A 20584-nucleotide genomic window follows, 5' to 3' on the forward strand; every position below is an offset into this window, starting at 1 on the left:
GTTTTCAGACCCATGGATGCTGTGACCCAGGTCCCCGCCCCGGTCAACGAGCCGGTCCACTCGTACGCTCCCGGCAGCCCCGAGCGCGCGCGCCTCGAGGAGCAGCTGAAGCTGCTGTCCGAGAACCCGATCGAGCTGCCGATGACGATCAACGGCGTCAAGCGGATGGGCGGCGGAGAGCGCTTCGACGTGGTCCAGCCGCACGACCACAAGTCGGTGATCGGCACCTACGCCAACGCCACCGCGGCCGACGCGCAGGACGCCGTCGACGCCGCCCTGGCCGCCGCCCCGGCGTGGCGCGCCATGTCCTTCGACGACCGCGCCGCGATCATCCTGCGCGCCGCCGAGCTGCTGGCCGGCCCGTGGCGCGAGAAGCTGGCCGCCTCCACCATGCTCGGCCAGTCCAAGACCGCCCAGCAGGCCGAGATCGACACCCCCTGCGAGCTCGTCGACTTCTGGCGCTTCAACGTCCACTTCGCCCGCCAGATCCTGGCGGAGCAGCCGGTCGCGAACTCCGCCGGCGTGTGGAACCGCAGCGACCACCGCCCGCTGGAGGGCTTCGTCTACGCGATCACGCCGTTCAACTTCACGGCGATCGCCGGCAACCTGCCGACCGCCCCGGCCCTGATGGGCAACGTGGTCGTCTGGAAGCCGTCCCCGACGCAGACGCACTCCGCGGTGCTGCTGATGGAGCTCCTGGAGGAGGCCGGCCTCCCCAAGGGCGTCATCAACCTCGTCACCGGCGACGGCATCGCCGTCTCCGAGGTGGCCCTGAACCACCCGGAGCTCGCCGGCATCCACTTCACCGGCTCGACCAAGACCTTCCAGTACCTGTGGAAGACGGTCGGCAACAACATCGAGAAGTACCGCTCGTACCCGCGCCTGGTCGGCGAGACCGGCGGCAAGGACTTCGTCGTCGCGCACCCCTCCGCGGACCGCGCCGTCCTGAAGACCGCCCTGACCCGCGGCTCCTTCGAGTTCCAGGGCCAGAAGTGCTCTGCGTCCTCCCGCGCCTACATCCCGGCGTCCATCTGGAACGACGGCTTCAAGGAGCAGTTCGCCGCCGAGGTCGACGGCATCGCCATGGGTGACGTCCGCGACCTGTCGAACTTCATCGGCGCCGTCATCGACGAGCGCTCCTTCGCGAAGAACAAGGCCGCGATCGACCGTGCCAAGGCCGATCCGACCTGCACGATCGTCGCGGGCGGCAGCTACGACGACTCCGAGGGCTACTTCGTCCGCCCGACGGTCATCGAGTGCACCGACCCGGAGAACGAGGTCTTCACGACCGAGTACTTCGGCCCGATCCTCGCCGTCCACGTCTACGAGGACGACGCGTTCGACGCGATGCTGGAGCAGATGGAGTCGGTCTCCGACTACGCGCTGACCGGCTCGATCATCGCCGGTGACCGCTACGCCGCCGCCCACGCGATGGACAAGCTCCGCTTCGCCGCCGGCAACTTCTACATCAACGACAAGTCGACCGGCGCCGTCGTCGGCCAGCAGCCCTTCGGCGGCGGCCGCGCCTCCGGCACCAACGACAAGGCCGGTGCCGCCAGCAACCTCCAGCGCTGGGTCTCGACCCGCTCCATCAAGGAGACGCTGGTCCCGCCGACCGAGTACGGCTACCCGCACATGGGCTGATCCCCGGCCCGCCCTGCCCCGCCCCCGCTCCGGTACCCCCAAGTCCGGAGCGGGGGCGGTCTCCATTCCGGGGCCGCCGCGCGGCTCAGACCTCGACCAGCACCTGCTCCAACGTCTTGCGGACCAGGTCGGGCACTTGGCAGTCGTCGGCCGGGTAGCCGACCGGGATCACGGCGAAGGCCTTCTCGTTCTCAGGCCGGCCCAGCACGTGCGCGAGGAACCGCATCGGGCTCGGGGTGTGCACCAGCGCGGCCAGCCCGGACAGGTGCAGCGCGGTCAGCAGCATCCCGACGGCGATGCCGACCGACTCGTCGACGTAGTAGTGCTTGCGCCTGCTGCCGTCCTCACCGAGCCAGTAGCGCTGCTGGAAGACGACGACCAGCGCGGGGGCGTCCGTCAGGTGCGCCTTGACGGCGTCCGTGCCGAGCGGGCGCAGGGCCGCCAGCCACTCGTCGCCGAGCCGGCCCTCGTAGGAGAGCTGCTCCTCCTGCTCGGCGGCGGCGCGGATCTGCCGGCGCACCTCCGGGTCCTTGACCAGGACGAAGGTCCACGGCTGCTGGTGGGCCCCGGACGGCGCGGTCGCCGCGCAGGCGATGGCGTCGCGGACGGCCTGCTCCGGCACCGGGTCGGGGGAGAACGCGCGGACGGTGCGCCGCCGCCCCATGAGCTCGCGCAGCTCCGCGGCGCGCTCCAGGGTCCGGCCGGCCGGCATCCGCTCGGGCCGGTAGGCGACGGGACGGTACGGCTCCCCGTGCGTGGGGGTCCACTGCTGGGCGGTAGGTGACATGGGGCGAGTGTGCCGAGGGGGGCCGGTGCGGGCCAGTACCGCGCCCCGGACGTTTGTCCCGTTCTGCGGGGTGGGGGCGGGAATGGCACCGGCGAGCACCGGCCGATCCGCCGGACGGCGGTCCGGTCGCGGCGCCGGCTGTCCGGGCACGTCCCGGCACCCGGCACCCGGCACCCGGCACCCGGCACCCGCCGGGCCGGGCCGGGCAGGGCCACGACGACCTGCGGGGAGCGGCCCGCGCGGCGGTCGCGTGAGCGGCGCGGAAACCCCGCGCGGCCGGGGTACCCGTACGGGCGGCGGGCGGGGAGCGGGCTCCGCATTCCGGATGGTCCGCCTGTTTCCGGCCCTTTCCGGCGGGACCCGGCGGCCGGTTCGCGCCGGCCCGGCGGCGGCCGGGCGTCCGCGCGGCACACTGGGGGCATGACCGGCACCCGCACGCGCCTCGCGCACACCTCGCAGCTGGCGGCCGGGGAGCTCTCGGCCGTACGGGGGCTCCTCGACGGCGCCTTCGAGGGCGACTTCGGCGAGGAGGACTTCGAGCACGCGCTCGGCGGCATGCACGCCCTGGTGTACCGCGGCGGGGAGCTCCTCGCGCACGGCAGCGTCGTCCAGCGGCGGGTCGTCCACGCGGACCGCGCCCTGCGCTGCGGGTACGTCGAGGCCGTCGCGGTCCGGGCGGACGCGCGGCGGAGCGGCCTCGGCGGCGCCGTGATGGCCGCCCTGGAGGAGGTCATCGGCCGGGCGTACGTGCTCGGCGCGCTCTCCGCCTCCGACGAGGGCGCCGCCCTGTACGGGGGCCGCGGCTGGTCGGTGTGGGGCGGCCGGATCGGCGCCCTCTCGCCCGGCGGCCCGGTCCGCCTGCCGGAGGAGGAGGGCTCGACGTACGTGTGGGCGCCGGACGGGGCCCTGCCCGACCCCGCCGGGGGCCTGTGGTTCGACTGGCGCGACGGCGACGTCCTGTAGTGCCCGGCCCCGCCTGCCCGTTCAGCCGGGCAGGCGGACCAGCATCTTGCCGGTGTTGGCGCCGCGCAGGACGCCGAGGAACGCCTCCACCGTGCGGTCGATCCCCTCCACGACGGTCGTGTCGGTGCCCACGCGCCCGCTGCGCAGGTGCGGGACGAGGAACTCCTCCAACTCCTCCTGGAGGTCCGTGTGGTGGCGGACCAGGACCCCCTCCAGGCGGAGCGACTTGTGCACCACCTCGAAGAGGTTGCGCGGCGCGGCCGGCGAGCGGTCCCCGTTGTACGTCGAGACGGCGCCGACCCAGGCGATCCGCCCGAACTCCCGCAGCGCCCCGATGGCCCCCTCCAGGTGGTCCGTGCCGACGTTGTCCACGTACACGTCGATGCCGTCCGGCGCCGCCTTCGCGAGCAGTTCGCCGACCGGGCCGTCGTGGTAGTCGAACGCCGCGTCGAAGCCGAGCACATCGGTGAGGTGGCGGACCTTCGCCGGGGTGCCGGCGCTGCCGATGATCCGGCGGGCGCCCAGCAGCCGCGCGATGTGCCCGACGGCGGTGCCCACGCCGCCGGCCGCGGCCGACACGTACAGGTCCTCGCCGGCGCGCAGGCCCGCGGTCCGGGTGAGCGCGGCGTACGCGGTCAGGCCGGTTCCGCCGAGGATGCCGAGGTGGGCCTCCAGCGGGACGCCCTCGTGGCGGCGGATCCGGCGGGTGCCGTCCCCGCCCGGCGCGACCAGCGCGTGCGTGCGCCAGCCCTGGCGGTGGAAGACGAGGTCCCCCTCCTCCAGGCCCGGGGCACGGGAGGCGAGGACCCTGCCCACGGCGCGGCCCTCCAGGGGGGCGCCCAGCGCGAATCCGCCCTCGCCGCCGTCCATCATCCCGCGGTGGTACGGGTCCACGGACAGCAGGAGGTTCTGCACCAGGGCGGTCCCCGGGGCCGGCTCCGGCACCGGCACACGGGCCAGGGCGAAGTCGGACGCGGAGGGGAAGCCGGAGGGGCGGGCGGTCTGGTGCACGGCGTACGCGGTGTTCTCGGTCATGGCGAGGACGCTAGGGAGGAATCCCCGGGCCGGGCAGGGGGTTGGGCTCATGGAAGCACCCGACCCATGAACACCGCTCATACACCGAGGTGGAAGCCGCCCATGGCACCCCGACAGGCCGAACTCGCCCCGCACGAACTGCGGATCCTCCTCGCCGTCGCCGAGACCGGGGGCTTCTCCGCCGCCGCGGCGCGGCTCGGCCTGACCCAGTCCGCGGTCTCCCACTCGGTGCGCGGCAGCGAGGCCAAGGTGGGGGCCGTCCTCTTCGAGCGCGGGCGGGCCGGCGCTGTGCCCACCGCGGCGGGGGAGCGGGCCGCGGCTCTCGCCCGGCGGATCCTGCGCCTGTACGAGGTCCTCGGCGCGGAGGCGCGCGCCGCCGCGGCCGGCGGCTCCGGCGCCGACGGCGCACTGCGCGGCGTGCTGCGCATCGCCGCGTTCCGCAGCGCCGCCCTGCACCTGCTGCCGTCCGCGCTGGAGCGGCTCGCCGCCCGCCACCCCGGGGTCCGCGCGGAGGTGCGGGTGGTGAGGGAGGTGGGCGAGGGCGCCGCGGGGGAGGTGGCCGCGGGCCGCGCCGACCTGGGGATCGCCACGCTCGACCCCGCCGCCGGGCTGCCGCCGGGGCTGGTGGGCGGGGTGCTCGTACGGGAGGAGTACGCGCTGGTGCACCCTGCCGGGCACGCCGACCCGAAGTCGCTGCCCCTGCTCGACTGGGACGAGAACTGCGGCTCCTACACCCGGGAGTGGTGGCGGGCCCAGGACTGGATCCCGGGCGCCACGGTGAAGGCGGAGGACGACGGGATGGTGCTCACCATGGTGGGCCGCGGGGCCGGCATGGCGATCATGCCCGAGCTGTCGCTGCGCGAGGCCGGGGAGTCAGTCGCCGTCACCGGACTGGGCCCCTCGGGTCCCGTCCGGAACGTGGGATACGTCACCACCCCGGAATCCGCCGCCACGGTCGCCGTCAGGGCTCTGATCAGGGAACTTCGCCAGGAGAGGGGCTGAAAGAGGAGGCCTGGGCGGGGGTCGTCCGGAGGACCGGCCGTCTCAGATAGTAGGAAGTCCGAGTAATTGCGGAGACATACAGCGGCAGCTGTCCTAGCTTTGTAGAAGCCGAACGTCTCGCCGATCCGGCGAATGGCGGCCCGCGGCGCGCGCCCCCGACAGGCAACCCCTGTGGCGCAGCGCCCCCGCCCCTTCCGGCGCCTTGAAGGAACCCCTCATCCGCGGCCGAGCCGCGCCGTGATCTCAAGGAGTCGATCACCGTGACCAAGACCACCCCCGCCGCCCCCCGCCGCGTCCGCCGCTCCTCCGCCGCCGACGCCGACCGCAGGAACGCCGCCGCCGCCCTGCAGCGCGCCCTGGACCGCCGCGACAACGGCGGCGCGACCGGCCACTGACGAGGCCGCGGACCGGGCGCCGTCCTCCCGGCGGTGCCCCGGCCGGAACTTCCCGCCCCCGACCCCACCCGCCGCACCGATCGCCCACGACACGCGCTGTCCGGATGATGGACGCCATATGTCTGAGGGCTGGGACACGGAGTACGGTTCCGACATGTCGACCAGCATCAATCTCGCAGTGATCCCCGGTGACGGCATCGGCCAGGAAGTCGTGGCCCAGGGCCTCAAGGTCCTCGCCGCCGTCCTGCCCCAGGACGTGAAGCTGGAGACGAGGGAGTACGACCTCGGCGCCCGGCGCTGGCACCGCACCGGCGAGACCCTGCCGGACGCGGAGCTGGAGGCGCTGAAGGCCCACGACGCGATCCTGTTGGGCGCCATCGGCGACCCCTCGGTCCCGTCCGGCGTCCTGGAGCGCGGCCTGCTGCTGAAGCTCCGCTTCGCCTTCGACCACTACGTCAACCTGCGCCCGTCGAAGCTCTTCCCGAACACGGCCACCCCGCTCGCCGGCCGCCCGGAGATCGACTTCGTGGTGGTCCGCGAGGGCACCGAGGGCCCGTACACCGGCAACGGCGGCAGCCTGCGCACCGGCACCCCCGCCGAGGTCGCCACCGAGGTCAGCGTCAACACCGCCTACGGCGTCGAGCGCGTCGTGCGCGACGCGTACGAGCGGGCCGCCGCCCGTCCCCGCAAGAAGCTGACGCTGGTGCACAAGAACAACGTCCTCGTGTACGCCGGGCACATGTGGAAGAACATCTTCGACAAGGTGGGGCGCGAGTATCCGCAGGTCACCACGGACTACCTGCACGTCGACGCCGCGACGATCTTCTTCGTCACCCAGCCCGAGCGCTTCGACGTCATCGTCACGGACAACCTCTTCGGCGACATCCTCACCGACCTGGCCGCGGCCGTGACCGGCGGCATCGGCCTCGCCGCCTCCGGGAACATCAACCCGACGGGCGCCTTCCCCTCCATGTTCGAGCCGGTCCACGGCTCGGCCCCCGACATCGCGGGCACCGGCAAGGCCGACCCGACCGCGACCGTCCTGTCCGTCGCCCTGATGCTGCGCCACCTCGGCTACGGGGAGCAGGCCGTCCGCATCGAGGACGCGGTCGCCGCCGATCTCGCGGAGCGCGACGGCACCTTCCGCAGCACGGACCGGATCGGCGACGCGCTCGCCGCACGAGTAGCCGGCTGACCCGGCCGCCACGCCCCAGGAAGCCGCCGGGTCGCGCGACCAGCACCCGGCGGCTTTTCCTGCGCGGCCCCGGGTGCCACCATCTCCCCTGGGCCGCACACCTCCCCGCTTCACCGAAGCCGCCTCGCGCGCGATAATCGGACGCGAGACCGCGGAATGCGGGGAAGCTCGGACGTCCTGTACGCCGTGAGCGCGGTCCGCCCTACCCAACCGGTGAAGGACAAGCACTCATGACGACGCCCACGATCGAGCTCAAGCCCTCCTCGAACCCCCTGTCCGACGCGGAGCGCGAGGCGATCCTGGCCAGCCCCGGCTTCGGCCGCCACTTCACCGACCACATGGTGACGATCAAGTGGACCGAGGGGCGCGGCTGGCACGACGCGGAGCTCGTCCCGTACGCGCCGCTGTCGGTCGACCCCGCCAACATGACGCTGCACTACGCGCAGACGATCTTCGAGGGGCTGAAGGCCTACCGCCAGCCCGACGGCACCGTCGCCACCTTCCGCCCGGAGGCCAACGCCGAGCGCTTCCAGGCATCCGCCCGCCGCATGGCCATGCCCGAGCTGCCGACCGAGCTCTTCATCGAGGCCTGCGACGCGCTCATCAAGCAGGACAGCGCCTGGGTGCCCTCCTCCGGCGAGGCCTCCCTCTACCTGCGGCCCTTCATGTTCGCGACCGAGGTCGGCCTCGGCGTCCGCCCGGCCAACGAGTTCCTGTTCATGGTCATCGCCTCGCCGGCCGGCGCCTACTTCGCCGGCGGCGTGAAGCCCGTCTCCGTCTGGCTCTCCGAGGAGTACGTGCGCGCGGTCAAGGGCGGCACCGGCGCGGCCAAGACCGGCGGCAACTACGCGGCCTCCCTCGTCGCCCAGGCGCAGGCCGCCGCGCACGGCTGCGACCAGGTGGTCTGGCTCGACGCCGTCGAGCACCGCTGGATCGAGGAGATGGGCGGCATGAACCTGTACTTCGTGTACGGCGACCGCATCGTCACCCCGGAGCTGACCGGCTCGCTCCTGCCCGGCATCACCCGCGACTCGCTCCTCACCATCGCACGCGACCTCGGCTACACCGCCGAGGAGGGGCGCATCTCCACCGAGGACTGGAAGCGCGACAACGAGAACGGCACCCTGACCGAGGTGTTCGCCTGCGGCACCGCCGCCGTCATCACGCCCGTCGGCTCCGTGAAGTCCGAGCGGGCCTCCTGGACGCAGGGCAGCGGCGAGCCCGGCGAGGTCACCATGAAGCTCCGCAAGGCGCTGCTCGACCTCCAGACCGGCCACCGCGCCGACACCCACGGCTGGATGCACCCCCTCGGCTAGTCCGAAGCCGCCGAGACACGGAGGAGGCCCCCCGCGCGCCGCGCGGGGGGCCTCCTCCGTACCGGGCCGGGCGGGGGAGCGGGGTCAGCGCTCGCCGTCCGCCCCGTCCTGCCGCCGCTCGTCCTTGCGGCGCTCGGTGCCGTCGACGGCGGCGCCCACCACGAAGTCCCCGAAGGCGTAGGCCAGGCCGGCCATCCCCTTGACGATCCTGCCCGCCACGTACACCAGCTCTTCCACGGCGCCTCCCCTTGGCTGTGCTCTCCGGTCGTGCCCTACTCGGCCGCCGCGGCGGCCGCCGCCCGCGCCGGGGCGGCCGCGGTGTGCTGCGGCCGGACCGCCAGCGCCGCGTAGACCGCGCCGCCGATCAGCCCCGACAGGACGAAACTGCAGTCCACCCCGCCGGTGAGGGCCAGCAGGGGGCCCTCGTACAGCGGTGTCGACACGGCGGCCAGGCCGACCCCGGCACCCGCCGCCCAGGAGGCGGTGGCGCGCAGGTTCCACCCGCCGCTGTACCAGTAGACGCCGCCGCGGGCCCGGCGGTTGAACACCTGGAGGGATTCGGCGTCGTACTCCCCGCGGCACCGGCGGTAGCCGATCAGGGTGATCACGGCCCACGGGGTGCCGATCGCGGTCAGCAGCAGCACGAACGAGGTCATGGCGGACTGCACGTCCCACTCGAACGAGCCGACGAAGACGAAGGCGGTGGCGACGGCGGCCGCGGCCAGCGTGGCCGTGGCGCGCGTGACCCGGGGCACGATGGCGTCGAGGTCGAGGCCCATCGAGTAGAGCATCAGCCCCGCGTTGCCGACCGAGCCGGCGGCTGCGGCGGCCAGCAGCGGCACCAGGTACCACAGCGGTGCGGCGGCGACGAGCGGCCCCGCGTAGTCGGCGCCCGCCCGCGCGGCGAGCGCGGTGAACGTGCCGAACAGCTGCGGCACGAGCAGGCCGGCCAGGAGCCCCAGGCAGGTGGCCCGCAGCACCGTGCGGGGGCTGTGCCGGCGCGGCGAGATGTAGCGGGTGTAGTCGCCCAGCAGGGTGATGAACGCGACGGGGCCGCTGAGCCCGGCCGCGACTGCGGCCAGCAGCCACGTCGGCCAGAACGAGCCGAGCAGGTAGTCGGTCCCGGGCGGGGCGTCGGCGGTGAAAGCGGGCGCGTAGGCGGCCACGCCGAGGGCCAGCAGGGCGAGCATGGCGACGGAGAGCAGCTTGCTCATCCGCAGCAGCAGCCGGTAGCCGAAGACGGCGGCCGCCACGGTGAACACCGCGAGCCCGCCGTACATCGCCGCCCGCACCGCACCGGTGTCCGGGAGGCCGGTCAGCCGGGAGAGGGTGGCGGCCATCACGTCGCCGCCGATCCACAGGGTCAGGGCGGTGTAGCCGAGGGAGAGCAGCAGCCCCACCACCGAGCCGACGAGCCGGCCGCGGACGCCGAACTGGGCGCCGCTGGAGGTGGAGAGGTTGGTGGCCGTGCGCAGGGAGACCAGGGCGAGCGGCGCGGTGAAGGCGATGCCGGCGAGGGTTCCGGCCACGATGGCGGTGACGGACGGGACCAGGCCCAGCCCGAAGGACGGGGGCAGCCAGCCGAACACGATCACGCCGAGGCACAGATTGGAGCCGAGCAGGATCGACACGAGGTCGCGGGGGCCGCTGGTCCGCTCCTCCTCGGGGATGGTGTCGACTCCGCGCTGTTCTATGGGCATGGGGGGACTCCCTTGGGCAGGGCGGGGGGTGGTGGCGCTTTGTTTGAACGGCACTCAATGTGACCCAATCCTTGGTGTCCGGTCAATGGTTCCGTGCCATGCAATCGAGAGTTAGAGTGATGCTCTAATCCAGCGAGTCAAAAGGTGGTGGATCGGCGTGCGGCTGACCCCTACGGAGCGCGACCGCCTGCTGTTGCGCAGCGCCGCGGAGCTTGCCCGGGCCCGGCGGGCCCGCGGCCTCCGCCTGAACGTCCCCGAGGCCACCGCGCTCGTCGCGGACACGGTGTGCGAGGCCGCACGCGACGGAAAGCGCCTGGCCGAGGCCATCGAGGAGGCCCGCTCCGTCCTCGGCCCGGACGACGTCCTGCCCGGCGTGGCCGACGTGGTCACCGAGGTGCACGTCGAGGCCGTCTTCGACGACGGATCCCGCCTCGCGGTGGTGCCCTCGCCGATCCGCGGCGCCGCCCTCCTCGGCGACGACGCCCCCGGCGCCGTCGTACCCGGCCCCGGCGCGCCCCGGCCGGAGCCCGCCCTGCGGCTGCGGGTGCGCAACACCGCCGCCGTGCCGGTGAGCGTCACCAGCCACTTCCACTTCTTCGAGGCCAATCCGCGCCTCGACTTCGACCGGGCAGCCGCCTACGGCATGCGCCTGTGCGTCCCCGCCGGCTCCTCCGTGCGGTTCGACCCGCACGGCGAGGGCGAGGTCGGCCTCGTCCCCCTGGGCGGCGACCGCATCGCCGTCGGCTTCGCGGGGCTCGTCGACGGGCCGCTGGACGCCCCGGGAGCCAAGGAGGAGGCCCTGCGCCGGGCCGCCGCATGCGGCTACCTGGGCACGCGGGGCGACCGTCCGGCAGGCGCCGGGGAAGGAGAGCGGGCGTGAGCAGGCAGACCAGGCACAGCGACCACTGCGCGCCGGGCAGCCGGCACATCGACCCGCACGAGTACGCTGCCGTCTTCGGCCCCCGCGCGGGCGACCGGGTCCGGCTCGGCGACTCCGGGCTGACCGTCCGCGTCGAGCACGACGCCCAGAAGCCCGGCGACGAGTTCCTCGCCGGCTTCGGCAAGACCGCCCGCGACGGACTGCACCTGAAGGCCGCCGCCGTCCGGGAGACATGCGACGTCGTCATCAGCAACGTCCTCGTCATCGACGCCGTCCTCGGCATCCGCAAGGTGTCGATCGGCATCCGCGAGGGCCGCATCCACGCCATCGGCCGGGCCGGGAACCCCGACACCCTCGACGGCGTCGACGTCGTCGTCGGCACCGGGACCAGCATCGTCTCCGGCGAGGGGCTGATCGCCACCGCCGGCGCCGTCGACACCCACGTCCACCTGCTCTCCCCGCGCATCATGGAGGCCTCGCTCGCGGCCGGCGTCACCACCGTCATCGGCCAGGAGTTCGGCCCCGTCTGGGGCGTCGGCGTCAACTCGCCCTGGGCGCTGAAGCACGCCTTCAACGCCTTCGACGCCTGGCCCGTCAACATCGGCTTCCTCGCCCGCGGCTCCTCCTCCGACCCGGCCCCCCTGGTGGAGGCCCTCGCGGAGGGCGGCGCGAGCGGGTTCAAGGTCCACGAGGACATGGGCGCCCACACCCGCGCCCTGGACACCGCCCTGCGCGTGGCCGAGGAGCACGACGTCCAGGTCGCCCTGCACTCGGACGGTCTGAACGAGTGCCTCTCCGTCGAGGACACCCTGCGCGTCCTGGACGGCCGCACCATCCACGCCTTCCACATCGAGGGCTGCGGCGGCGGGCACGTCCCCAACGTGCTGAAGATGGCGGGCGTGCCGAACGTCATCGGCTCCTCCACCAACCCCACGCTGCCCTTCGGCCGGGACGCCGTCGCCGAGCACTACGGCATGATCGTCTCCGTCCACGACCTCAAGCCGGACCTGCCCGGGGACGCCGCGATGGCCCGCGACCGGATCCGCGCCGGCACGATGGGCGCCGAGGACGTCCTCCACGACCTGGGCGCGATCGGCATCACCTCCTCCGACGCCCAGGGCATGGGCCGGGCCGGCGAGACCGTGCGCCGCACCTTCGCCATGGCCGCCAAGATGAAGGCCGAACTCGGCCCGATGGACGGCGACGGCGAGGGCGACGACAACGCCCGCGTCCTGCGCTACATCGCAAAGCTCACCGTCAACCCGGCGATCGCCCACGGCCTGGCGCACGAGATCGGCTCCATCGAGGTGGGCAAACTGGCCGACATCGTGCTGTGGCGCCCGCAGTTCTTCGGCGCCAAGCCGCAGCTCGTCCTCAAGTCCGGCTTCCCCGCGTACGGCGTCACCGGCGACCCGAACGCCGCCACCGACACCTGCGAACCGCTGGTCCTCGGACCGCAGTTCGGGGCGTACGGGGCCACCGCCGCCGACATCTCCGTCGCGTTCGTCTCGGCGGCCGCCGCGGCCCTCGGCGGGGACGCCATGCCGACCCGCCGCCGCCGCGTCGCCGTCCGCGGCACCCGCGGCATCGGCCCCGCCGACCTCCTGCTCAACTCCCGCACCGGTGCGGTCGACGTCGACGCCCGCACCGGGCTCGTCACCCTCGACGGCGACCCGCTGCGCTCCGAGGCGGCCGACTCGGTCGCCCTCAACCGCCTGTACTTCCTCTGAGCCGGCACACCCCTAAGGACCCCTGCCATGACCAAGCCTGTCGCCGACGGATTCCGGATGCCCGCCGAGTGGACGCCCCACGAGCGGACCTGGATGGCCTGGCCCAGCCCCAACCCGACCTTCACCGACGAGCGGGAGCTCGCGGAGGCCCGCGAGGCCTGGGGTGCCGTCGCCCGCGCCGTGCGCGCCCACGAGCCGGTGACGCTCGTGACGGCCCCGGGGGACGCCGAGGGCGCCCGGGCGATCGCCGGCGCCGGCCCGGGCCACCCCCTCACGGTCGTCGAGCGGGAACTCGACGACGCCTGGATGCGCGACATCGGCCCCACCTTCGTCACCGACGGCCGGGGCGGCCTCGCCGCCGTCGACTGGACCTTCAACGGCTGGGGCGCCCAGGGGTGGGCCCGCTGGGAGCACGACTCCAAGATCGCCCGGCATGTCTCGGACCTCGCCGGCACCCGCACCTACAGCACCCCCCTGGTCAACGAGGGCGGCGCGCTCCACGTCGACGGGGAGGGGACGGTCCTGCTCACCGACACCGTCCAGCTCGGCCAGGGCCGCAACCCCGGCTGGACCCGCGAGCAGGTCGAGGCCGAGATCCACGCCCACCTCGGCACCACCAAGGCGATCTGGCTGCCGTACGGCCTCGCCGGCGACTACGGCACCTACGGCACCCAGGGCCACGTCGACATCGTCGCCGCCTTCGCCCGCCCCGGGCTGGTCGTCGTGCACACCCAGCCCGACCCGGCCCACCCCGACCACGAGCGCTGCAAGACCATCGCCGCCCTCCTGCGCGCCGCGACCGACGCGCGGGGCCGCCGCCTGGAGGTCGTCGAGGTTCCGGCGCCGACCGTCCTGGAGGAGGACGGCGAGTGGGTCGACTACTCCTACATCAACCACTACCTCTGCAACGGCGGCGTCGTGCTGTGCGCCTTCGGCGACCCCCGCGACGAGGAGGCCGCCGAGATCTTCCGCGGCCTGTTCCCCGACCGGACCGTGACCCTCGTCGACGCACGTACGATTTTCGCCGGGGGTGGCGGCATCCACTGCATCACCCAGCAGCAGCCGAAGGTGTGACCTGCGGCCGATCGACGAGGAGTGGCCCATGGCGGCGGGTGGAGCACGCGCGGCACGGAAGAACGCGCCGCCGCGCGAGGACGTCCTCGCCGCCGCGATGGCCACCATCGCCGAGCGTGGCCTGGACGGCCTGACCATGGCCGGCCTGGGCCGCCAGGTCGGCATGAGCAGCGGCCACCTCCTCTACTACTTCGGCAGCAAGGACGAGCTGCTGCTGCAGACGCTGGAGTGGAGCGAGGCCGCCCTCGGCGCCGAGCGGCGGGCCCTGCTCGCCCGCCGTGGCACGGCCCGCGAGCGGCTGGAGGCGTACGTCGACCTGTACGTGCCCGAGGAGGCCCGCGACCCGCACTGGACGCTGTGGCTGGAGGTGTGGAACCGCTCGCAGAACGCCGGCCCCGGCGAGCGCGAGCGGCAGGCCGCCATCGAGGGCGCCTGGCACCGCGACCTGGTCGCCCTCCTCGCCGAGGGGATCTCCCGCGGCGAGTTCCGGGCGGTGGACCCCGACCGCTTCGCCTCCCGGCTGCGGGCCCTGCTCGACGGGTTCAGCATCCAGGTCGCCGTCGGGCTGCCCGGCATCGGGCGCCGCGACATCCTCGACCACGTCTCGGAATTCCTTGATCAGTCTCTCGTATCGTGAGACGCCTCCGGCGCCGGATGGCACGGTGTGTCAGACTGCGGACGTGCTTGCTCAGCTCATGATTATCGGCAGCAGCGCGCCGGTCCGCAGTGACCGCTGAACCCGTGGAAGACCTTCGCGGCGGCGGCCACCGTGCCCCTGACCCGCGCGCAGACCTCTCGCACCCGCGAGGGGTCTTTTCGTTTACCGGCTCCCATCGGGCCGGGACGGCAGCGCGCGCGATGATGGGGGCAGTGGAACCCGGGCACCCGGAAACCACTCACCCGACAGGAGTCAGACCCGCATGACCACGACACAGGCCACCGCGCCCGTGCAGGGACCCGACGACGGCTTCCACGTCTTCGACACCACCCTGCGCGACGGCGCCCAGCGTGAGGGCATCAACCTCACCGTCGCGGACAAGCTGACCATCGCCCGGCACCTGGACGACTTCGGAGTGGGCTTCATCGAGGGCGGCTGGCCCGGCGCCAACCCCCGCGACACCGAGTTCTTCGCCCGCGCCCGCGCCGAGATCGACTTCAAGCACGCCCGGCTCGTCGCCTTCGGCGCGACCCGGCGGGCCGGCGGCACCGCCGCCGAGGACCCGCAGGTCCGCGCCCTCCTGGAATCGGGCGCACCGGTGATCACCCTTGTCGCCAAGTCCCACGACCGGCACGTCGAGCTGGCCCTGCGCACCACCCTCGAAGAGAACCTGGAGATGGTCCGCGACACCGTCTCCCACCTCGTCGCCGCCGGCCGCCGCGTCTTCGTCGACTGCGAGCACTTCTTCGACGGCTACCGGGCCAACGCCGAGTACGCCAAGGCCGTCGTCCGCACCGCCCACGAGGCCGGCGCCGACGTCGTCATCCTCTGCGACACCAACGGCGGCATGCTGCCCGCGCAGATCACCGCCACCGTCTCCACGGTCCTCGCCGACACCGGCGCCCGCCTCGGCATCCACGCCCAGGACGACACCGGCTGCGCCGTCGCCAACACCCTCGCCGCCGTCGACGCGGGCGCCACCCACGTCCAGTGCACCGCGAACGGCTACGGCGAACGCGTCGGCAACGCCAACCTCTTCCCCGTCGTCGCCGCCCTGGAGATCAAGTACGGGCGGCGCGTCCTCCCCGACGGGGCCCTCGCCGAGATGACCCGCATCTCGCACGCCATCGCCGAGGTCGTCAACCTCACCCCCTCCACGCACCAGCCGTACGTCGGCGTCTCCGCCTTCGCGCACAAGGCCGGCCTGCACGCCTCCGCCATCAAGGTCGACCCCGACCTCTACCAGCACATCGACCCCGAGCGCGTCGGCAACACCATGCGCATGCTCGTCTCCGACATGGCCGGACGCGCCTCCATCGAGCTCAAGGGCAAGGAGCTCGGCGTCGACCTCGGCGGCGACCGCGCCCTGATCGCGCGCGTCGTCGAGCGCGTCAAGGAGCGTGAGCTCGCCGGCTACACCTACGAGGCGGCCGACGCCTCCTTCGAGCTGCTGCTGCGCGCCGAGGTCGAGGGCCGCGCCCGCCGGTACTTCCGCACCGAGTCCTGGCGCGCGATCGTCGAGGACCGCCCGGACGGCACCCACGCCAACGAGGCCACCGTGAAGCTGTGGGCGAAGGGCGAGCGGATCGTGGCCACCGCGGAGGGCAACGGCCCCGTCAACGCCCTCGACCGGGCGCTGCGGGTGGCCCTGGAGCGCTTCTACCCGCAGCTGGCCAAGTTCGAGCTGACCGACTACAAGGTCCGCATCCTGGAGGGCACGCACGGCACGGAGTCCACCACCCGTGTGCTGATCTCCACCACGGACGGCGTCCGCGAGTGGAGCACGGTCGGCGTCGCCCCGAACGTGATCGCCGCCTCCTGGCAGGCGCTGGTGGACGCCATCACGTACGGGCTCCTGCACGCCGGGGTCGAGCCGGCCGAGTAGGACAAGCGGGCCCCGGATCCGATGACGCCCGACTCGTTCGTAAATCACCCGATTCGGGTAGTTTCGGGAGTATGAGGACCAGGCTGATATCCGTGTTCGCCGGTCTGCTGCTGTCCCTGTCCGCGGCCGCCCTCGCGGCCGCCCCGCAGGCCTCGGCGGCGACCGGTCCCGCCGCAGTCGCGGAGGCCTTCGAGCAGGGCCCCGTCTACGTCGACCCCAGAGCCGCCGGCCAGCTGTCCCCGGACGACGCCGACGCACTCGCGAAGAAGATCCGGGCCGCGGACAAGCCGGTGTTCGTCGCCGTCCTGCCCGCCACCGGCGAGTTCCCGCCCGACAGCGTGCTGCGCACGGTCCGCGCCGAGACCGGCATGGCCGGCGTCTACGCGATCCGGCTCGGCGACGGCTTCGACGCCGGAGCGGACCGGGCCGTCATGCCGGCGAGCACCGTACGCAGCCTCACCGACGCGGTGAAGGCCGGCGGGCCGGTCGACGCGGCCACCCAGCTCGACAACTTCGTCGACCAGGCCCTCGCCCGGGCCAGGGGCACCGCCCCGGCCTCCTGGGACGGCGGAACCGGCGGCGGCGCTCCCGTCGGCGGGCTCGTCACCCTCGGCGTCCTCGCCCTGGCGGGCGGCGGCGGGGCGTACGCGGTCTCGCGGCGCCGCCGGCGCAGGCGCGAGGAAGAAGAGCGCGAGGCCGTCGAGAAGCTGCGGGTCGTCGTCGACGAGGACATCACCGCGTTCGGCGAGGAACTCGACCGGCTGGACTTCCACCCCGGCGAGCCCGGCGCCGACGACGCCATGCGCACCGACTACGCCCGCGCCCTCGACGCGTACGAGAAGGCGAAGGACGTCATGGCCGCGGTCACCCGGCCCGACGAGGTCACCGGCGTCACCGAGGCCCTGGAGGACGGCCGCTTCGCACTGGCCCGCCTCGACGCGCGGCGCCGCGGGGCGCCGCTGCCCGAGCGGAGGCCGCCCTGCTTCTTCGACCCGCGCCACGGCCCGAGCACCCAGGACGCCGACTGGACGCCGCCGGGCGGGACGGCACGCAGCGTGCCGGTGTGCGCCGCGGACGCGGTCCGGCTGAGCGAGGGCCGCGACCCCGCGGTGCGGACGGTCGACACCGAGTACGGGCCGCGCCCCTACTACGACGCCGGCCCCGTCTACGGCCCCTGGGCCGGCGGCTACTTCGGCGGCGGCCTGCTCCCCGGCCTCCTGATGGGCACGATGCTGGGCTCGATGATGGCCGGCCCCGCGTACGCCTCGGACTTCGGCGGCGGCTTCGAGGGCGGCGGCTTCGGCTCCTCGGACTTCGGCGGAGGCGGGGACTTCTTCGGCGGCGGGGGCTTCGACGGCGGGGGCGGCTTCTAGCCGCCCCCGGGGTATCCGGCGGTTGCGGTGTCAGGCGGCCGGGTTCTGCTTGACCGCCGAGATGTCGAAGGTCAGCTTCACCTTGTCGCTGACCATGACGCCGCCGGCCTCCAGCGCGGCGTTCCAGGTCAGGCCCCAGTCGGAGCGCAGGATCTCGGCGGCGCCCTCGAAGCCCACGCGCTCGTTGCCGTAGGGGTCGGTGGCGGCGCCGCCGAACTCCAGGTCGATGGAGAGCGGCCGGGTCACGTCCTTGATGGTCAGGTCACCGGTCATCCGGTAGGTGTCCGCGCCGACCCGGGCCGCCGAGGTGGACCGGAAGGTCATCAGCGGGAACTGCTCGGCGGCGAAGAAGTCGTCGCCGCGCAGGTGGGCGTCGCGGTCGCCGATGCCCGTGTCGACCGACGCGATCTTGACGTCGATCGAGGCGGTGGAGCGGGACGGGTCGCTGCCGTCCAGGTGGAGCGCGCCCGAGTAGTCGCCGAAGCTGCCGCGGACGTTCGTCACCATCGCGTGGCGGACGGTGAAGCCGATGCTGCTGTGCGCGGCGTCGATCGCGTAGTCGCCGGTCAGAGCGGCCAGCGCCGGGTCGGCGGCGGGGACGGTCGCGGGGGCGGCTTGCTCGGTGCGGCGGGTGAAGATGCCCATGGTGTGCTCCTCGGTAGGTGGTTCAATCTTCAACGACTTCCACCGTAGGGCCATTCCGTTCAATTTTCAACTTCCTTCGTCCGTCCATGCACGTTTTATGGAGATCCCACAATCAGCGCGGGTCCCAGATGGTGGTCTCCGTGCACCCGTCCGTGGTTCTGTGCGGGCCGGACAGCGGAACACGGCCGAGACTGTGCGGAACCAACGGAGGTTTTCCCCGGCCCGCTTCGTAAGGTCGGTACATGACCGTTGTGGACCAGACCCCCAGCGAGCCGACGGACGCCCGCGGGCGCGTGGCCGAGCTGCACTCCTTGCGCGAGCAGGCGCGGCGTGGGCCCAGTGACCGCGCCACCGAGGCCCAGCACGCCAAGGGCAAGCTGACGGCCCGCGAGCGCATCGCGCTCCTGCTCGACGAGGGCTCCTTCAAGGAGGTCGAGCAGCTGCGCCGCCACCGTGCGAGCGGCTTCGGCCTGGAGGCGAAGAAGCCCTACACGGACGGTGTCGTCACCGGCTGGGGAACGGTCGAGGGCCGCACGGTCTTCGTCTACGCCCACGACTTCCGCATCTTCGGCGGTGCGCTCGGCGAGGCCCACGCCACCAAGATCCACAAGATCATGGACATGGCCATCGCCGCCGGCGCCCCGCTGGTCTCCCTCAACGACGGCGCCGGCGCCCGCATCCAGGAGGGCGTCTCCGCCCTCGCCGGATACGGCGGCATCTTCCAGCGCAACACGCGGGCCTCCGGCGTCATCCCGCAGATCTCGGTCATGCTCGGCCCCTGCGCCGGCGGCGCCGCGTACTCGCCGGCCCTCACGGACTTCGTGTTCATGGTCCGCGACACCTCGCAGATGTTCATCACCGGCCCCGACGTCGTCCGCGCCGTCACCGGCGAGGAGATCTCCCAGAACGGCCTCGGCGGCGCGGACGTGCACGCCGAGACCTCCGGCGTCGCGCACTTCGCGTACGACGACGAGGAGACCTGCATCTCCGAGGTCCGCTACCTCATCTCGATGCTCCCCTCGAACAACCGCGAGAACCCGCCCGTCCACGAGACCACCGACCCCGCCGACCGGCGCTCGGACGTCCTGCTGGACCTGGTCCCCGCGGACGGCAACCGCCCGTACGACATGCACAAGGTCATCGAGGAGCTCGTCGATGACGGCGATGTCCTGGAGATCCACGAGCGCTGGGCCCGCAACATCATCTGCGCCCTCGCCCGCCTCGACGGCCAGGTCGTCGGCATCGTCGCGAACCAGCCCGCCCACCTCGCGGGCGTCCTCGACATCGAGGCCTCCGAGAAGGCCGCGCGCTTCGTCCAGATGTGCGACGCCTTCAACATCCCGATCGTCACCCTGCTCGACGTCCCCGGCTTCCTGCCCGGCGTCGACCAGGAGCACGGCGGCATCATCCGCCACGGCGCGAAGCTGCTGTACGCGTACTGCAACGCCACCGTGCCGCGCATCTCGCTGATCCTGCGCAAGGCCTACGGCGGCGCCTACATCGTCATGGACTCCCAGTCCATCGGCGCCGACCTCACCTACGCGTGGCCCACCAACGAGATCGCCGTGATGGGCGCCGAAGGCGCCGCGAACGTCATCTTCCGCAAGCAGATCGCCGAGGCGGAGGACCCCGAGGCCATGCGCGCCCGCATGGTCAAGGAGTACAAGGCCGAGCTGATGCACCCGTACTACGCGGCCGAGCGCGGCCTCGTCGACGACGTCATCGACCCGGCCGAGACCCGCGAGACGCTGATCGGCGCCCTCGCGATGCTCCGCAGCAAGCACGCCGACCTGCCGTCGCGCAAGCACGGCAACCCCCCGCAGTAACGAAGGAGATCTGCCGCCGATGAGCATGACCGCCGACACCCTGCTGCGCGTCGAGAAGGGCAACGCCGAGCCCGAGGAGCTGGCCGCGATCACCGCCGTCCTCCTGGCCCGCGCCGCCTCCGTGCCCGCCCAGGACGGCCTGCGCCGCCCGCGCTCCCAGGCCGGCTGGCGCCGCCTGGAGCGCACCCCCGGCTTCCGCGCCCCGCACAGCTGGCAGGGCTGACCCCGCCGAGCCCTCCGTCAGGCCCCGCACCCCCCGAAGGGTGCGGGGCCTGACGCGTGCCCGGGATGCGGCGGCGCGGTCCGGGTACGGCGGAGGCCCCCGGTCCGCCTGCGGACTCGGGGGCCTTTCGCGTACGCGTACTGCGCGGGGAACTACCGCAGCCGTGCCATGAGGGCGTGTTCGACGAGGGTGATGAGGGCGCTCTTGGCGTCGGCGCGGTGGCGGGCGTCGGTGGTGATGATGGGGGCGTCGG

General features: G+C 73.3%; 19 protein-coding genes and 1 pseudogene. 14 read left to right on the forward strand and 6 right to left on the reverse strand.

All coding sequences use genetic code 11. The features are described from left to right. The first annotated feature begins 12 nt into the window (after positions 1 to 12). A complete protein-coding gene (gene pruA / locus ACZ462_RS03325; RefSeq protein WP_467809575.1) occupies positions 13 to 1644 on the forward strand; it encodes an L-glutamate gamma-semialdehyde dehydrogenase in 1632 nt (543 codons plus the stop codon). An 85-nt stretch (positions 1645 to 1729) separates the two neighbouring features. Here the strand turns inward: pruA and ACZ462_RS03330 are convergent, their stop codons facing one another. Then, positions 1730 to 2431 (reverse strand): nitroreductase family protein, encoded by a 702-nt coding sequence (locus ACZ462_RS03330; RefSeq protein WP_467809574.1) that lies wholly within the window; start codon positions 2429 to 2431, stop codon positions 1730 to 1732. Positions 2432 to 2851: 420 nt separating this feature from the next. Between ACZ462_RS03330 and ACZ462_RS03335 the strand changes: the two genes are divergently transcribed. Beyond that, complete coding sequence (locus tag ACZ462_RS03335; RefSeq protein WP_467809572.1) at positions 2852 to 3394, forward strand: GNAT family N-acetyltransferase; 543 nt, start codon at positions 2852 to 2854, stop codon at positions 3392 to 3394. A gap of 21 nt (positions 3395 to 3415) precedes the next feature. Here the strand turns inward: ACZ462_RS03335 and ACZ462_RS03340 are convergent, their stop codons facing one another. Further along, on the reverse strand, positions 3416 to 4429 hold the full coding sequence (locus ACZ462_RS03340; protein WP_467809571.1) for an NADP-dependent oxidoreductase: 1014 nt from the start codon (positions 4427 to 4429) through the stop codon (positions 3416 to 3418). Positions 4430 to 4531: 102 nt separating this feature from the next. Between ACZ462_RS03340 and ACZ462_RS03345 the strand changes: the two genes are divergently transcribed. The 4 genes from ACZ462_RS03345 (at position 4532) to ACZ462_RS03360 (ending at position 8337) form a co-directional block, all read left to right on the forward strand. Then, on the forward strand, positions 4532 to 5431 hold the full coding sequence (locus ACZ462_RS03345; RefSeq protein ID WP_467809570.1) for a LysR family transcriptional regulator: 900 nt from the start codon (positions 4532 to 4534) through the stop codon (positions 5429 to 5431). Positions 5432 to 5691: 260 nt separating this feature from the next. Next, entirely contained in the window at positions 5692 to 5826 is a 135-nt protein-coding gene (locus ACZ462_RS03350) for a hypothetical protein (protein ID WP_467809569.1), read from the forward strand. 154 nt (positions 5827 to 5980) lie between these two features. Next, positions 5981 to 7021 (forward strand): 3-isopropylmalate dehydrogenase, encoded by a 1041-nt coding sequence (locus tag ACZ462_RS03355; RefSeq protein ID WP_467809568.1) that lies wholly within the window; start codon positions 5981 to 5983, stop codon positions 7019 to 7021. Positions 7022 to 7251: 230 nt separating this feature from the next. After that, positions 7252 to 8337, forward strand: coding sequence for a branched-chain amino acid aminotransferase (locus tag ACZ462_RS03360; RefSeq protein WP_467809567.1), 1086 nt, complete (start codon positions 7252 to 7254; stop codon positions 8335 to 8337). 84 nt (positions 8338 to 8421) lie between these two features. Here ACZ462_RS03360 and ACZ462_RS03365 read toward each other — a convergent pair whose 3' ends face one another. Together ACZ462_RS03365 and ACZ462_RS03370 are read right to left on the reverse strand one after the other, a co-directional pair. Further along, complete coding sequence (locus ACZ462_RS03365) at positions 8422 to 8574, reverse strand: hypothetical protein (protein ID WP_467809565.1); 153 nt, start codon at positions 8572 to 8574, stop codon at positions 8422 to 8424. Positions 8575 to 8609: 35 nt separating this feature from the next. After that, positions 8610 to 10037: a cytosine permease gene (locus ACZ462_RS03370; protein WP_467809564.1), complete on the reverse strand. Its 1428-nt coding sequence runs from the start codon at positions 10035 to 10037 to the stop codon at positions 8610 to 8612. 157 nt (positions 10038 to 10194) lie between these two features. On the opposite strand from ACZ462_RS03370, the gene ureA reads away from it, so the two are divergent. The 6 genes from ureA to ACZ462_RS03400 all read left to right on the forward strand — a co-directional run bounded on the left by ureA (position 10195) and on the right by ACZ462_RS03400 (position 17637). Next, positions 10195 to 10917, forward strand: a complete 723-nt coding sequence (ureA, locus tag ACZ462_RS03375; protein ID WP_467809563.1) for an urease subunit gamma — start codon at positions 10195 to 10197, stop codon at positions 10915 to 10917. A 47-nt stretch (positions 10918 to 10964) separates the two neighbouring features. Next, positions 10965 to 12647 (forward strand): urease subunit alpha, encoded by a 1683-nt coding sequence (locus tag ACZ462_RS03380; RefSeq protein WP_467882848.1) that lies wholly within the window; start codon positions 10965 to 10967, stop codon positions 12645 to 12647. 27 nt (positions 12648 to 12674) lie between these two features. Further along, positions 12675 to 13721 carry an agmatine deiminase family protein gene (locus ACZ462_RS03385; RefSeq protein WP_467809561.1) on the forward strand — a complete coding sequence of 349 codons (1047 nt, stop codon included), beginning with the start codon at positions 12675 to 12677 and terminating at the stop codon, positions 13719 to 13721. Between the two features lie 28 nt (positions 13722 to 13749). Continuing rightward, on the forward strand, positions 13750 to 14358 hold the full coding sequence (locus tag ACZ462_RS03390) for a TetR/AcrR family transcriptional regulator (RefSeq protein WP_467809560.1): 609 nt from the start codon (positions 13750 to 13752) through the stop codon (positions 14356 to 14358). Positions 14359 to 14641: 283 nt separating this feature from the next. Continuing rightward, entirely contained in the window at positions 14642 to 16264 is a 1623-nt protein-coding gene (cimA, locus tag ACZ462_RS03395; protein ID WP_467809559.1) for a citramalate synthase, read from the forward strand. A gap of 71 nt (positions 16265 to 16335) precedes the next feature. Then, complete coding sequence (locus ACZ462_RS03400) at positions 16336 to 17637, forward strand: hypothetical protein (RefSeq protein ID WP_467809558.1); 1302 nt, start codon at positions 16336 to 16338, stop codon at positions 17635 to 17637. Positions 17638 to 17667: 30 nt separating this feature from the next. Here ACZ462_RS03400 and ACZ462_RS03405 read toward each other — a convergent pair whose 3' ends face one another. Next, positions 17668 to 18282: a YceI family protein gene (locus tag ACZ462_RS03405; protein ID WP_467809557.1), complete on the reverse strand. Its 615-nt coding sequence runs from the start codon at positions 18280 to 18282 to the stop codon at positions 17668 to 17670. Between the two features lie 242 nt (positions 18283 to 18524). Between ACZ462_RS03405 and ACZ462_RS03410 the strand changes: the two genes are divergently transcribed. Together ACZ462_RS03410 and ACZ462_RS03415 are read left to right on the forward strand one after the other, a co-directional pair. Continuing rightward, complete coding sequence (locus ACZ462_RS03410; protein ID WP_125541144.1) at positions 18525 to 20108, forward strand: acyl-CoA carboxylase subunit beta; 1584 nt, start codon at positions 18525 to 18527, stop codon at positions 20106 to 20108. A gap of 19 nt (positions 20109 to 20127) precedes the next feature. After that, positions 20128 to 20331, forward strand: a complete 204-nt coding sequence (locus tag ACZ462_RS03415; protein ID WP_467809556.1) for an acyl-CoA carboxylase subunit epsilon — start codon at positions 20128 to 20130, stop codon at positions 20329 to 20331. 152 nt (positions 20332 to 20483) lie between these two features. Here ACZ462_RS03415 and ACZ462_RS03420 read toward each other — a convergent pair. Next, positions 20484 to 20584: pseudogene (locus ACZ462_RS03420) on the reverse strand (ATP-binding protein); the annotation flags it as partial.

It is taken from the genome of Streptomyces sp. NPDC031121 (genome assembly GCF_055570615.1).

Coding starts and splice junctions, on each gene's coding strand:
- ACZ462_RS03360 (WP_467809567.1), top strand. CDS start 7,252: ATGACGACGCCCACGATCGAGCTCAAGCCCTCCTCGAACCCCCTGTCC.
- ACZ462_RS03345 (WP_467809570.1), top strand. CDS start 4,532: ATGGCACCCCGACAGGCCGAACTCGCCCCGCACGAACTGCGGATCCTC.
- ACZ462_RS03410 (WP_125541144.1), top strand. CDS start 18,525: ATGACCGTTGTGGACCAGACCCCCAGCGAGCCGACGGACGCCCGCGGG.
- ACZ462_RS03330 (WP_467809574.1), bottom strand. CDS start 2,431: ATGTCACCTACCGCCCAGCAGTGGACCCCCACGCACGGGGAGCCGTAC.
- ACZ462_RS03405 (WP_467809557.1), bottom strand. CDS start 18,282: ATGGGCATCTTCACCCGCCGCACCGAGCAAGCCGCCCCCGCGACCGTC.
- ACZ462_RS03385 (WP_467809561.1), top strand. CDS start 12,675: ATGACCAAGCCTGTCGCCGACGGATTCCGGATGCCCGCCGAGTGGACG.
- ACZ462_RS03335 (WP_467809572.1), top strand. CDS start 2,852: ATGACCGGCACCCGCACGCGCCTCGCGCACACCTCGCAGCTGGCGGCC.
- ACZ462_RS03390 (WP_467809560.1), top strand. CDS start 13,750: ATGGCGGCGGGTGGAGCACGCGCGGCACGGAAGAACGCGCCGCCGCGC.
- ACZ462_RS03340 (WP_467809571.1), bottom strand. CDS start 4,429: ATGACCGAGAACACCGCGTACGCCGTGCACCAGACCGCCCGCCCCTCC.
- ACZ462_RS03400 (WP_467809558.1), top strand. CDS start 16,336: ATGAGGACCAGGCTGATATCCGTGTTCGCCGGTCTGCTGCTGTCCCTG.
- ACZ462_RS03370 (WP_467809564.1), bottom strand. CDS start 10,037: ATGCCCATAGAACAGCGCGGAGTCGACACCATCCCCGAGGAGGAGCGG.
- ACZ462_RS03415 (WP_467809556.1), top strand. CDS start 20,128: ATGAGCATGACCGCCGACACCCTGCTGCGCGTCGAGAAGGGCAACGCC.
- cimA (WP_467809559.1), top strand. CDS start 14,642: ATGACCACGACACAGGCCACCGCGCCCGTGCAGGGACCCGACGACGGC.
- pruA (WP_467809575.1), top strand. CDS start 13: ATGGATGCTGTGACCCAGGTCCCCGCCCCGGTCAACGAGCCGGTCCAC.
- ACZ462_RS03355 (WP_467809568.1), top strand. CDS start 5,981: ATGTCGACCAGCATCAATCTCGCAGTGATCCCCGGTGACGGCATCGGC.